The organism is Citrobacter sp. Ca225, from assembly GCF_030337175.1.
Lineage (GTDB): Bacteria > Pseudomonadota > Gammaproteobacteria > Enterobacterales > Enterobacteriaceae > Citrobacter_A > Citrobacter_A amalonaticus.
Map to the genome: position 1 here is coordinate 134,412 of NZ_JAOWCD010000090.1, position 13,624 is coordinate 148,035.

Sequence of the window (13,624 nt, forward strand, 5' to 3'; positions counted from 1 at the left end):
GGCCGGATAAGCGCTATCCGGCATTACCGCCTGTTAGTAATCATCCCGCTCGTCATCTTCGTCCGGCTGTTCCAGCACGCTGTAAGCCACGGAACAGAACAACGAGTTCAGACGTTGCATATCCCCCAGTAATCCCAGGTGCAGGGAGCTGGTCTCGATACTTTGTACGTTCTGCTGATGCAGACGATCAACGTGCGCATGCGAGTAACGGCGATTCAGTATGCGGAAACGATGCTTGCTACGGCGCAACCGCCGGGCACTGGTCACATCGCCGGAGAAGAAGACCGACATAGCCAGTTGCAGGTTGCTGAGCAACTGGTCGTACAGCGCATCCAGCTCTTTTAACCCCTCAATAGAAAACGCCCGCCGCGCCGCCAGCGATTTATCAGCAATCTCGCTCCCCATGCGCTCCACAATATCCGACGCCTGTTCAAGGTTAAGCGACATCTCGATGATCTCCGCCCAGCGGCGCGACTCCTCTTCCGCCAGTTCCTCTTTCGGCATCCGCGCCAGATAGAGTTTGATGGCAGTGTAGAGCACGTTGATGTCATCCGCGATTTTGCGCAGCTCCTTCTCTTCGCGCGGCTCGCCATGCATCACCTTCTTCAGCCCTTCCATCATCTGTTCCATCGCATCGCCGATGCGCAGCGCCTCACGGGCGGCATTGGCGAGCGCAAGGGTCGGCGTATCCAGCGCGCTAACGTCCAGATGCTTTGGCTTGAGATGCGCATCCAGCTCAGGCTCGTCGCGGATGATGCGCTTACAGAAGCGCGCCATCGGCTCGGCAAAAGGAATCATTGCCAGGCAGCGGACCAGGTTGTAGAAAACATGGAAATAGATCACCAGCTCGGATTTCGCCAGCGGTAATTCATCCATCAGATTCGCCAGCGGATGGACAAATGGCAGAATAATCAGGCTGCCCACCAGCTTAAACAACAGACTGCCAAGCGCCACGCGGCGAGCCGCGGCATTAGCCGCGCTGTTGTTGAGCATCGCCAGCAGGCCGGAACCGAGGTTGGCGCCAATCACCAGACACAGCGCCACCGGGAAGGAGATGATCCCCGCCGCGGTCAGGGTGGCCGTGAGCAGTACCGCCGCCAGGCTGGAATAACTGATGATCGCGAACATCGCGCCAATGAGCGCATCCAGCATGATATCGCCGGTCAGCGAGGCAAAAATGACCTGTACGCCGTTGGCCTGGGTTATAGGGGTGACGGCCTGGACAATCAGTTCCAGCGCCAGCAGGATCAGGCCAAGGCCGATCCCCACGCGCCCCAGTTGTCCGGCGCGTGACTGTTTACGGCCGAGGAAGAAGATCACGCCGATAAAAATCAGCAGCGGCGAGAGCCACGATAAATCGAAGGTGAGGATACGCGCCATCAGCGCGGTCCCTACGTCTGCACCAAGCACAATCACCAGCGCAGGCGTCAGTGCGACCAGATCCTGAGCAACAAACGAGGTCACCAGCATGGTGGTGGCATTACTGCTCTGCACCAGCGCAGTGACGCCAATTCCCGCGCAGAAGGCGAGCGGTTTCTTTTCGACGCTACGGCTAAGCACGGTTCGCAGGCGGGCGCCGAACACACGCATCACGCCAGTACGCACAATATGGGTACCCCAGACCAGCAGGGCGACAGCAGAAAGCAGGTGGAGCAGGGTTAGCACGGAATCAGGTACTCCTTATCATTTACACTTTATCCTTCAAGCTGCCTCTTTGTTGGCTGCGCCTGCTCACTCCAGTCACTTACTTCAGTAAGCTCCTGGAGATTCCCAGGCTTGCCGCCTCGACGCAACTTGAATGATTGCGTGTAAAAATATAACCAGAGAGGTCATAGCCTTCTTCCAGTATAAGGGTTTAAACGCAAGAAAGAGACAGGGTGCCCGACAAGCACCCTGTTAGTTGTAAGGAAAGATGACAGTTTCGTGAATCAGTCGGCGTCGTAGCCCAGGTTAGGGGCCAGCCAGCGCTCAACGTCAGAAACACTCATCCCTTTACGGAACGCGTAGTCTTCCACCTGATCGCGCTGAATCTGTGCAACCGCGTAATACTTGCTGTCCGGATGGCTGAAGTACCAGCCGGAAACCGATGCGCCAGGCCACATGGCGAAGGATTCGGTAAGCTTCATGCCGGTGTGCTTTTCCACTTCCAGCAACTGCCAGATGGTGCCTTTCTCGGTATGCTCCGGACAGGCCGGGTACCCCGGCGCCGGACGAATTCCCTGGTAGTTTTCGCGAATCAGCTCTTCATTGCTGAGATTTTCGTTCGGCGCATAGCCCCAGTAGACCTTACGCACGCGCTCATGCAGGTATTCCGCGAAGGCTTCCGCCAGACGGTCGGCAAGCGCTTTCACCATGATCTTGTTGTAATCATCGTGCTGCGCTTCAAACGCATCCGCCAGCGCGTCCTCCTCCAGACCACCGGTCACCGCAAAAGCACCGATGTAGTCCGCTTTGCCGGTCAGCTTCGGCGCCACGAAGTCAGACAGACAGTAGTTAGCAAAGCCCACTTTTTCAGTCTGTTGACGCAGATGATGGCTGACCGTCAGCACGTGCGTTCGCGTTTCGTCACGATAGATTTCGATGTCATCACCCACGCGGTTTGCCGGGAACAGCCCCACCACACCGCGCGGATTCAGCGCCTTCTCTGCGCTCAGTTTATCCAGCATGTCGTTGGCATCGTTAAACAGGCGCTTCGCCTCTTCACCTACCACTTCATCTTCCAGAATGCGCGGATACTTCCCGGCCAGCGACCAGGTCATAAAGAACGGCGTCCAGTCGATGTAGTTACGCAGCGTTTCGATGCTGGCTTCGACCTCCTGCACACCCAGACGGTGCGCCACTGGCGGGGTATAGCTTTCCCAGTCAAACGCCAGATCGTTATCCCGCGCGGCGGCGAGCGTCACCGGCGGCGTGCGCGGTTTCTTACGCCCATGCTGGATGCGCACGGTTTCATACTCTTTACGGGTACGGGCGACAAAGTCATCGCGCTGGGTATCAGAAAGCAACGCGGCGACCACGCCGACGGTGCGCGAAGCGTTCTGCACATACACCGTAGGGCCGCTGTAGTTCTGCTCGATTTTCACCGCCGTGTGCGCTTTCGAGGTCGTCGCGCCGCCAATCAGCAGCGGTATGGTGAAGCCCTGACGCTCCATCTCTTTCGCCACGTTGACCATTTCGTCCAGCGACGGGGTAATCAGCCCGGAAAGGCCTATCAGATCCGCATTCACCTCTTTGGCGGTTCGGAGAATTTTCTCCGCCGGCACCATCACGCCAAGATCGACGATTTCGTAGTTGTTACATTGCAGGACCACGCCAACGATATTTTTGCCGATATCGTGGACATCGCCCTTCACGGTGGCGATGACCATTTTGCCATTGCTGGAGCCTTTCTCTTTACTGGCTTCGATAAACGGTTCGAGATACGCCACCGCCTGTTTCATTACGCGGGCGGATTTCACTACCTGCGGCAGGAACATTTTTCCTTCGCCGAACAGGTCGCCGACGACGTTCATCCCGTCCATCAGCGGCCCTTCAATCACCTCAATCGGGCGGGCCGCCTGCTGACGCGCCTCTTCGGTGTCCTGCTCGATAAACTCGGTGATGCCTTTAACCAGCGAGTATTCGAGGCGCTTTTTCACTTCCCAGGTGCGCCACTCCGCCAGTTGTGCGTTGGCCGCCTCATCACTCTTGCTACCGCGATATCTCTCCGCCAACTCCAGCAATCGTTCGGTGCCGTCATCACGCCGGTTGAGGATCACATCCTCCACCGCATCGCGCAGCTCGGCAGGGAGATCGTCGTAAATCGCCAGTTGCCCGGCATTGACAATCCCCATGTCCATACCGTTACGAATGGCATAGTAGAGGAACACCGCGTGAATGGCTTCGCGCACCGGATCGTTGCCACGGAACGAGAATGACACGTTGGACACGCCGCCGGAGATCAACGCATGCGGCAGCTCGCGTTTGATGTCTTCACAGGCACCGATAAAGTCCTGCGCGTAGTTGTTGTGCTCATCGATCCCGGTTGCTACTGCGAAAATATTCGGGTCGAAAATAATGTCTTCCGGCGGGAAGCCCACCTCCTCGGTGAGGATCCTGTACGCCCGGCGGCAAATCTCGATTTTACGCGCACGCGTATCCGCCTGGCCCTGCTCATCAAAGGCCATCACCACCACCGCCGCACCGTAGCGGCGCAGCAGCTTCGCATGATGGATAAAGGTTTCAATCCCCTCTTTCATCGAGATGGAGTTAACGATGCCTTTCCCCTGGATGCACTTCAGCCCTTTCTCAATGACGTCCCATTTTGAGGAGTCAATCATGATCGGCACACGAGCAATGTCAGGCTCACCGGCGATCAGGTTGAGAAAGCGCACCATCGCCGCTTCGGCGTCGAGCATCCCCTCATCCATGTTGATATCAATAATCTGTGCGCCGCTTTCTACCTGCTGACGGGCAACGTCCAGCGCTTCGCTGTATTTTTCTTCTTTGATCAGGCGCTTAAATTTGGCGGAGCCGGTAACGTTGGTACGCTCACCGACGTTTACAAACAGGCTGTCGTCGCCAATATTCAGCGGTTCGAGACCGGATAAGCGGCAGGCCACCGGGATCTCCGGCAACAGGCGCGGTGCCAGTCCCTCGACCGCCCTGCTCATTGCCGCGATGTGTTCCGGTGTGGTGCCGCAGCAGCCGCCAACGATATTCAGGAAGCCCGCTTCGGCCCATTCGCGGATCTGTTTTGCCATCGTATCGGCATCGAGATCGTATTCACCGAAAGCGTTGGGCAGCCCGGCGTTCGGGTGTGCAGTCACGTAACATTCAGCAATGCGAGACAGTTCCTGCACATACTGACGCAGTTCATCCGGCCCCAGCGCGCAGTTGAGGCCGAAAGTGAGAGGTTCAGCATGGCGCAGGGAGTTGTAAAACGCCTCTGTCGTTTGCCCGGAAAGGGTACGTCCAGAAGCATCGGTGATGGTGCCAGAAATCATGATCGGCAGGTCGATGCCCAGCGCTTCCAGCTCTTCTTTCACCGCAAAAATCGCCGCTTTCGCGTTCAGCGTATCGAAGACGGTTTCGATCAAAATCAAGTCACTGCCACCTTCCACCAGCGCTTTGGTGGATTCGCGGTAAGCAGCCACCAGCTGATCAAAGGTGATATTACGAAATGCCGGGTCATTCACATCCGGCGAGATCGATGCGGTCCGGTTGGTTGGGCCGAGAACGCCCGCCACATAACGCGGTTTTTCCGGGGTACGGGCAGTCCACTCATCGGCACAGGCACGCGCCAGTTTCGCGGCGGCAAAGTTGATCTCCGCCGACAGGGATTCCATCTGGTAATCCGCCATCGCGATGGGGGTGGAGTTAAACGTGTTGGTTTCAATGATGTCCGCGCCCGCGTCAAAGTACGCGTTATGAATCGCGGCGATCACCTCTGGCTTACTCAGCACCAGCAGGTCATTGTTGCCTTTCAGGTCGCACGGCCAGTCGGCAAAGCGTTCACCACGGAAATCCTCTTCACTCAGACGATAGCTCTGGATCATCGTGCCCATACCGCCGTCCAGCACCAGAATACGTTCATTTAACTGCGCACGCAGTTGTTCAACTTTGCTGCTCACACTTGCTCCCGACAACGCTTAACCAGACCGAAAAAGTCAACAAAACATAGTGGCATAAACAGGGCTGACGGAAAAGCCAACAACGGGCAACATGAGACATGTTCAGCTTCACTCATCCGATCAGTACAAGACTTCTTGCATTATAATTGAATAAAACGAAAATGATTTCCACGATACAGAAAAGGAATGCGCTATGGTTGCACCCGTTCCCGCCAAACGCGGCAGAAAACCCGCCGCGACGACCGCCCCCGCTGCCGGACAGGTTCAGTCGCTGACCCGTGGCCTGAAACTGCTGGAATGGATCGCGGAATCCAACGGCAGCGTGGCATTGACCGAGCTGGCACAGCAGGCTGGCCTGCCGAACTCCACGACTCATCGCTTACTGACCACCATGCAGCAGCAGGGCTTTGTGCGTCAGGTGGGTGACCTTGGACACTGGGCGATAGGCGCGCATGCGTTTATCGTCGGCAGCAGCTTTTTACAGAGCCGCAATTTGCTGGCGATCGTCCACCCTATTCTGCGCAAACTGATGGAAGATTCCGGCGAAACGGTGAATCTGGCGGTACTGGATCAAAGTGATCATCAGGCAATTATCATTGACCAGGTACAGTGTACCCAACTGATGCGTATGTCCGCGCCGATTGGCGGTAAGCTGCCGATGCACGCCTCTGGCGCAGGCAAAGCGTTTTTAGCACAACTGAGCGAAGAACAGGTGACCCAGCTGCTGCACCGCAAAGGGCTGCATGCATACACCCACGCGACGCTGGTCTCCCCAGTTCATCTGAAGGACGACCTCGCCCAGACCCGCAAGCGCGGTTATTCCTTTGATGATGAGGAACATGCGCTCGGTCTGCGTTGTGTCGCGTCGTGCATTTATGACGAACACCGCGAGCCGTTCGCGGCAATCTCTATCTCTGGCCCGATTTCGCGCATCACGGACGACCGCGTGACCGAGTTTGGCGCGATGGTGATCAAGGCGGCGAAAGAGGTGACGCTGGCATACGGCGGGATTCGTTAAACAAAATCCTCCTCAGGAGCATTTTCGGCAAGCCTGATAAGCGTCGTGCCATCAGGCAGGTCGGCGCACATTGCCGGATGGCGGCGCAAGCGCCCGGTCGGTTTCATAACGCACGCTGAATCGCTGGCGACGGCGATATGCGTAAACATCTTCAACATGCCCTTCCCGAATGCGCGTCTGTAATGCGCGCCAGTAATCGGCACGAAACAGATCGGCGTGCATCTCCTCAAACAGCGGTCCGATGCGTGGGTCGGCGCATAACCAGTGGCGAAACTCCTCAGGAAACACATCGCCAGGGGATACGCTATACCAGGGCTCGGCACTCATCTCATCTTCCGGGTAGCGCGGCGGCGGGATGTCCCGGAAATTCACTTCCGTCATGTAGCAGATTTCATCGTAATCGTAGAACACCACGCGACCATGACGGGTGACGCCAAAGTTTTTGAACAGCATGTCGCCGGGGAAAATATTGGCGGCGGCAAGCTGGCGAATCGCGTTGCCGTACTCCTCAATCGCATCCCGCAGTTGCTGACCTTCGACCTGCTCAAGCCAGATATTGAGCGGCACCATCCGCCGCTCAATATAGAGATGACGGATGACAATCTGCTCACCAAGATCGGTTATCTTTTCCGGCACTTCCTCAAATAACAGCGCCATCAATGCCGGATCGATCTGACGTTTATCCAGCACGAAATTTTCGAACTCCTGGGTATCTGCCATGCGTCCCACGCGATCGTGCTCTTTCACCAGTTGATAGCAGGCGCGAACGTGGGCGGCAGACATCTCTTTTTGCGGCGCGAACTTATCTTTAATGATTTTAAAAACCCGGTCGAACCCCGGCAGCGTAAAGACCAGCATCACCATGCCACGTATGCCCGGCGCTTCAATGAACTGCTCATCGCAGCTGCGCAGATACAACAAATACTCGCGATAGCTCTCGGTCTTCGCATGTTTCTGACAGCCAATCGCCATGTATAACTCAGCGGTGGTTTTTCCTGGCAGGATCTCGCGCAACCATTCCACCAGCGCGGCGGGCAGCGGAGCGTACACCATAAAATAGGAACGAGCGAAACCGAACACGATACTGGCTTCTGCCGTGGTGGTCAGGCAGGTATCCACAAACAGTTCACCTTCATCGGTGCGATGAATCGGCAGCAAAAAGGGCAACGTGGCGGATGGCGTGATGAGTTTGCCGACCAGCCATGCGGCTTTATTGCGATAAAACAGCTCGTTAGCCACCTGTAGATGGCACTGCTGCAACGTCTCCTCACCAAAGGTTTCACGCAGATGTGCAATGATATAGCGAATATCGCGCCCTTTGTTCTGCCAGGGCAGGCGCAACGGCAGATCGCTGAGAATGCGGGTGAGCAGCGGTTCCCAACCGCTATCCGGGAAGAAATCTTTTGCCAGCGGACGCGGGATCGTCCGGAAACGACGTTCCGGCTGGGAGCTAAAAATAAAGAGCCGCTCGGGAGTGAGCGAGCGGTGGTCAAATAACCGACAATATACGGAGTTAAAAAAGCTCTCCGCAATCTCGAAGCGCGGGTAATCCGGCAGGAGCCCGGTGTAATGCTCTTTTACACGCAGCAAAAATGCGGCGTCGGTACTTTTGCCGCCAGTGATGCAGCGCAGTTGTTCCACCACCAGACCCACGTGGTGATCGTAGAGGTGAATACGGCTTTTCATCGCCTGCTGCACGGCATGCCAGTCAGCCTGTTCAAAGCGCTGTTGCGCGCCGGAGGTCACTTCCAGAAATCGACCATACTGGGCGTCGAAACCTTGCAAAATCGTCTGAGCAATCAGTAACTCCAGGCCACGCGTCATCGCTTCTCCTCATCCGGCACAACGTCATGCCGGATAGCGCGTCTGCTTATCCGGCCTACATCCCTTCGTAGGCCCGGTAAGCGCAGCGCCACCGGGCATTAATCAAAACTGTGATTCTTCGGTCGAGCCGGTCAGCGCGGTCACCGAGGAAGTGCCGCCCTGAATGATGGTGGTGACTTTATCAAAGTAGCCTGTCCCTACTTCCTGCTGATGGGACACGAAGGTGTAACCGTCTTTAGCCGCCGCAAATTCCGGCTGCTGAACCTTCTCAACATAGTGGCGCATGCCTTCACCCTGCGCGTAGGAGTGCGCAAGGTCGAACATGTTGAACCACATGCTGTGAATACCTGCCAGGGTAATGAACTGGTATTTGTAACCCATATCGGACAACTGCTGCTGGAAGCTGGCGATGGTCTTATCGTCCAGATTCTTCTGCCAGTTGAACGACGGCGAACAGTTATAGGCCAGCAGTTTACCTGGGAATTTCGCATGAATCGCATCGGCAAAACGCTTCGCCAGTTCCAGATCCGGCGTCGAGGTTTCACACCACACCAGATCGGCATACGGGGCGTAGGCCAGGCCACGGCTGATCGCCTGCTCAATGCCGGCATGCGTACGGAAGAATCCTTCACTGGTGCGCTCGCCGGTAATAAATTCGCTGTCGTATGGGTCACAGTCGGAGGTGATCAGATCCGCCGCATCCGCATCGGTACGCGCAATCACCAGCGTCGGGACGCCCATAACGTCTGCCGCCAGACGCGCAGCCACCAGTTTCTGAATCGCTTCCTGAGTTGGCACCAGCACTTTGCCGCCCATATGACCACATTTCTTCACCGAGGCCAGTTGATCTTCGAAGTGAACAGCCGCTGCACCGGCCTCAATCATCGACTTCATCAGCTCAAACGCATTCAGTACGCCGCCAAACCCGGCTTCCGCATCGGCGACGATTGGCAGGAAGTAATCCACATAGCGCGGATCGTTGGGCTCAATACCGCTGGACCACTGGATCTGATCCGCACGGCGAAAGGTGTTGTTGATCCGATCCACCACTGCCGGAACAGAGTTTGCCGGGTAGAGCGATTGATCCGGGTACATACTGGACGCCAGGTTGGCATCCGCTGCGACCTGCCACCCCGACAGATACACCGCTTCGATACCCGCTTTCGCCTGCTGTAACGCCTGACCACCGGTCAGCGCACCAAGGCTGTTGATGTAACCTTTTTTCGATTCGCCGTGCAGCAGACGCCACATTTTGGCTGCGCCCAGCTGCGCCAGCGTGCATTCCGGGTTAACCGAGCCGCGTAATTTCACCACTTCCTCCGCGCTGTACGGGCGACGGATGCCTTCCCAGCGCGGTTGTGTCCATTCTTTCTGTAACGCTTCGATCTGTTGGGTACGGGTTTTCATGTGCAGATGCTCCATATTATTCTCCTGGCTTCCCAGGCGTTATTGGTGAAGGCAGTTTGGTCACGGGAAGCCGCGCAAAAACCGGAGCGTACTTATCGTACGTGAGGATTTTGAGCACGGCCCGGGGCCAAAATGGCGAACAAAATAGCCTGGGCATTTACGCCAGCAGGCGGTAGCCTGGCAATGTCAGGAAATCGATTAATTCGTCAGAAGTGGTGATTTGCTCCATCAGGCGCGCGGCATCATCAAAACGGCCGCTGCTGTAACGGTGTTCACCCAGTTCGTCCTGGATGACCCGCATCTCTTCAGCCAACATCTGGCGGAACAGCGCCTTAGTGACCGGTTTGCCGTTGCTCAGGGTTTTCTCGTGATGGATCCACTGCCAGATTGACGTACGGGAGATCTCCGCTGTCGCCGCATCTTCCATCAGGCCATAAATCGGCACGCAGCCGTTGCCGGAGATCCACGCTTCGATGTACTGCACCGCAACGCGAATATTGGCGCGCATCCCCTCTTCCGTACGCTCGCCTTCACATGGCGCCAGCAATTGTTCTGCGGTAATCGGCGCGTCTTCATCACGGGTCACAAACAGCTGGTTTTTGTTCTCGCCGAGCACCTCGTTGAAGACTGCCATCGCGGTATCCGCCAGTCCCGGATGCGCAATCCACGTGCCGTCGTGGCCGTTATTGGCTTCCAGCGCTTTATCCGCTTTCACCTTGCTGAGTACCTGATTATTGCGTTCAGCGTCTTTGCTCGGGATGAATGCCGCCATACCGCCCATCGCGAAGGCACCACGTTTGTGACAGATTTTAATCAGCAGACGCGAATAGGCGCTAAGGAAAGGCTTATCCATCGTCACCACCTGGCGGTCCGGCAGAACGCGATCCGGATGATTCTTCAGCGTTTTGATATAGCTGAAGATGTAATCCCAACGACCACAGTTCAGCCCGACAATATGGTCACGCAGCGCGTGCAGGATCTCGTCCATCTGGAACACGGCCGGCAGGGTTTCAATCAGCAACGTGGCTTTAATCGTACCGCGCGACAGATTGAAACGATCTTCGGTATAGCTGAAGACTTCACTCCACCAGGCCGCTTCCTGCCAGGCCTGCGTTTTCGGCAGGTAGAAATAGGGACCGCTGCCTTTGGCCAGCAACGCTTTGTAGTTATGGAAGAAATAGAGGGCAAAATCGAACAGGCTGCCGGGGATCGCTTCACCGCGCCAGGTCACATGTTTTTCCGGCAGGTGCAGACCACGCACACGGCAAATCAGTAATGCCGGATTGGGCTTCAACTGATAGATTTTGCCAGCTTCATTGGTGTAGCTGATGGTGCCGTTTACCGCGTCACGCAGGTTGATATGCCCGTCGATCACTTTGCTCCATTCCGGTGCCAGCGAATCTTCGAAATCGGCCATAAAAACCTTCACATTCGCGTTCAACGCATTGATGACCATCTTGCGTTCAACCGGTCCGGTGATTTCGACCCGACGATCCTGTAAATCCTCCGGAATGCCGCGAATCTTCCAGTCTCCGTTTCTAATGGAAACAGTTTCCGAAATAAAATCAGGCAATATACCGTTGTCGATATCCCGCTGCTGCTGAATACGAGCCGCGAGCAGCTTATTGCGCTTCGTCGTAAAGCGCGCCACCAGTTCAGTGAGAAATTCGACCGCTTCATCGGTCAGGATCTGCTTCTCTGGCTCACCATGGGGCCTGGTAAAGATCAATTCATCGGTAGTCGTTGCCTGTTGATTCATTCTGTAACTCCTCGTCATTGATAACAAAGCATTCCCAATGCGAACGAAGGATCGTTGTGCGCTTTTCGTTCAGCACAACTAAGACTACTCATTTAAATTTCAAAATCAAAAACAATTTCCATTTTTAATTTAATTATCAATTAACCTATTGATAACAATAAAAATAAAGTTTAATCACAAGTTGAAGTGCATTTCGGAAATAAAAAAGGCACCCGAAGGTGCCTGATTCACTATGCTGAAACGCTTTAGGATCGTCAGCGACAGACGATTAATCCAGCGTTGGATTCATGTGACGCAGATCATATGGTGTGATCTGGTAGACGTAATAGTTGAGCCAGTTGATGAACAGCAAATTACCGTGGCTTCGCCAGGTAGCGCGAGGTTTGTTTTGGGGATCGTTTTGCGGGAAATAATTGTAGGGAACGTCGGGGTTTAATCCGGCTTCTACATCGCGGAAATATTCGCTACCTAATGTGTTGGCATCATATTCCGGATGGCCCGTGACAAACGCAATGCGTTTATCTTTGCTGGCAAAAAGATAGGCATCACCATTCTCAGTCTCGGCGAGGATCTCAAGATCGGTGTAGTCACGGATCAACACTGACGGGAAATCAGCATAGCGTGAATGCGGGGCCAGGAACGAATCATCAAAACCCCGCGTCAGCAGTGCATGAGGGTGAAGAATATGATGCTCATAAACGCCAGAAAGCTTATCAGTGCGGGTCTGTTTCGGAATACCGTAGAGGATATTAAGCGCTGCCTGGACCGCCCAACAGACAAACAGCGTTGAGGTGACATGATCTTTCGCCCACTCCAGCACTTGTTTGATCTGTGGCCAGTAGGCAACATCATTGAACTCCACCAGACCCAGCGGCGCGCCGGTGACGATCAAGCCATCGAAGTTCTGATCGCAGATATCCTCAAAGTTACAGTAGAAGTTGTTCAGATGCTCTGCTGGCGTATTACGCGACTCACGTGCATCAATGCGCAGTAACTGTACATCCACCTGCAACGGAGAGTTCGACAGCAGCCGCAAAAACTGATTTTCCGTTTCGATTTTCTTCGGCATCAGGTTGAGGATGAGTACCTTTAGCGGACGAATTTCCTGACCTGAAGCACGGGAAGTCGTCATAACAAAGACGTTTTCCTCACGTAAGAAATTGACGGCGGGTAGCTCGTCCTGCACACGAATCGGCATAACCTGATAACCTCACTACATACGTTTAAACGTTTAGACATCCAGATAGCTGAAGATACTCAGAAATCACGCCAATGTCGAGCCTGCATGTTAAAGGTGAGAAAGTTTCACGACGACGGATACGTTAGAATATAAGCATAACGAAAAGGAGAGAATATGGTTATTAACATACGCCGATCGCGGCATGATGAAGGGAACAAACTGATTGCAATCTGGTGCCGTTCGGTCGACGCCACGCATGATTTTCTGTCTAAAGAGTACCGCATCAAGCTGGAGGAGCTGGTCCGCTCGTTTTTACCCGAAGCCCCTTTATGGGTTGCCGCGAATGAGCAGGATGAGCCCGTCGCGTTTATGTTGCTCACTGGAGAGCATATGGATGCGCTGTTTGTTGATCCCAATATTCGGGGCTGTGGCGTGGGTAAACTGTTGATAGAGCATGCGCTTTCGCTAGCGCCCGCGTTGACGACTAACGTGAACGAGCAGAATGAACAAGCTGTGGGATTCTATAAGAAGATGGGATTCAGGGTGACGGGGCGCGCAGAGGTCGACGATCTTGGGCAGCCATATCCGTTATTGCATTTGCGTTACCACAAAGCCTCGTCCTGACAGCAGGCCGGATAAGGCAAAGCCGCCATCCGGCAGTGGTGCGGTCTGCCTGAGGCGCTGCGCCTGTCAGGCCTACAGGCCAGATAAGGCAAAGCCACACTCCAAATTTGCAGCGCAGAGACGCAAAAAGCCCATCCGTCAGGATGGGCTCTTCACTTGTTTGATGCCTGGCAGTTCCCTACTCTCGCATGGGGAGACCC

8 protein-coding genes are annotated in these 13,624 nt (G+C 55.1%); 2 read left to right on the forward strand and 6 right to left on the reverse strand.

What is annotated here, in order from left to right; all coding sequences use genetic code 11:
* Nucleotides 1-33: 33 nt before the first annotated feature.
* Entirely contained in the window at nt 34-1,665 is a 1,632-nt protein-coding gene (locus OGW13_RS17310; protein ID WP_042998996.1) for a Na/Pi cotransporter family protein, read from the reverse strand.
* A gap of 263 nt (nt 1,666-1,928) precedes the next feature.
* The gene (metH, locus tag OGW13_RS17315) at nt 1,929-5,612 is read right to left on the reverse strand and encodes a methionine synthase (protein WP_287116318.1); all 3,684 of its coding nucleotides are present in this window, start codon (nt 5,610-5,612) and stop codon (nt 1,929-1,931) included.
* A gap of 193 nt (nt 5,613-5,805) precedes the next feature.
* Between metH and iclR the strand changes: the two genes are divergently transcribed.
* Complete coding sequence (gene iclR / locus OGW13_RS17320; RefSeq protein ID WP_042320966.1) at nt 5,806-6,630, forward strand: glyoxylate bypass operon transcriptional repressor IclR; 825 nt, start codon at nt 5,806-5,808, stop codon at nt 6,628-6,630.
* 51 nt (nt 6,631-6,681) lie between these two features.
* On the opposite strand, the gene aceK is transcribed toward iclR, so the two are convergent.
* From aceK to metA, 4 genes are all read right to left on the reverse strand, one after another.
* The gene (aceK, locus tag OGW13_RS17325) at nt 6,682-8,454 is read right to left on the reverse strand and encodes a bifunctional isocitrate dehydrogenase kinase/phosphatase (protein ID WP_287116319.1); all 1,773 of its coding nucleotides are present in this window, start codon (nt 8,452-8,454) and stop codon (nt 6,682-6,684) included.
* Nucleotides 8,455-8,556: 102 nt separating this feature from the next.
* Nucleotides 8,557-9,861 (reverse strand): isocitrate lyase, encoded by a 1,305-nt coding sequence (gene aceA / locus OGW13_RS17330; protein ID WP_043001801.1) that lies wholly within the window; start codon nt 9,859-9,861, stop codon nt 8,557-8,559.
* Between the two features lie 157 nt (nt 9,862-10,018).
* Nucleotides 10,019-11,620 carry a malate synthase A gene (gene aceB, locus OGW13_RS17335; RefSeq protein WP_287116320.1) on the reverse strand — a complete coding sequence of 534 codons (1,602 nt, stop codon included), beginning with the start codon at nt 11,618-11,620 and terminating at the stop codon, nt 10,019-10,021.
* Between the two features lie 268 nt (nt 11,621-11,888).
* The gene (metA, locus tag OGW13_RS17340) at nt 11,889-12,818 is read right to left on the reverse strand and encodes a homoserine O-acetyltransferase MetA (RefSeq protein WP_042998991.1); all 930 of its coding nucleotides are present in this window, start codon (nt 12,816-12,818) and stop codon (nt 11,889-11,891) included.
* A 156-nt stretch (nt 12,819-12,974) separates the two neighbouring features.
* On the opposite strand from metA, the gene OGW13_RS17345 reads away from it, so the two are divergent.
* Entirely contained in the window at nt 12,975-13,424 is a 450-nt protein-coding gene (locus OGW13_RS17345) for an acetyltransferase (protein WP_130097454.1), read from the forward strand.
* Nucleotides 13,425-13,624 lie beyond the last annotated feature (200 nt).

What these genes read in the sequence shown, in the direction of transcription:
- aceB (WP_287116320.1), bottom strand. Translation starts at nt 11,620, where the DNA reads ATGAATCAACAGGCAACGACTACCGATGAATTGATCTTTACCAGGCCC.
- OGW13_RS17345 (WP_130097454.1), top strand. Translation starts at nt 12,975, where the DNA reads ATGGTTATTAACATACGCCGATCGCGGCATGATGAAGGGAACAAACTG.
- iclR (WP_042320966.1), top strand. Translation starts at nt 5,806, where the DNA reads ATGGTTGCACCCGTTCCCGCCAAACGCGGCAGAAAACCCGCCGCGACG.
- metA (WP_042998991.1), bottom strand. Translation starts at nt 12,818, where the DNA reads ATGCCGATTCGTGTGCAGGACGAGCTACCCGCCGTCAATTTCTTACGT.
- aceA (WP_043001801.1), bottom strand. Translation starts at nt 9,861, where the DNA reads ATGAAAACCCGTACCCAACAGATCGAAGCGTTACAGAAAGAATGGACA.
- aceK (WP_287116319.1), bottom strand. Translation starts at nt 8,454, where the DNA reads ATGACGCGTGGCCTGGAGTTACTGATTGCTCAGACGATTTTGCAAGGT.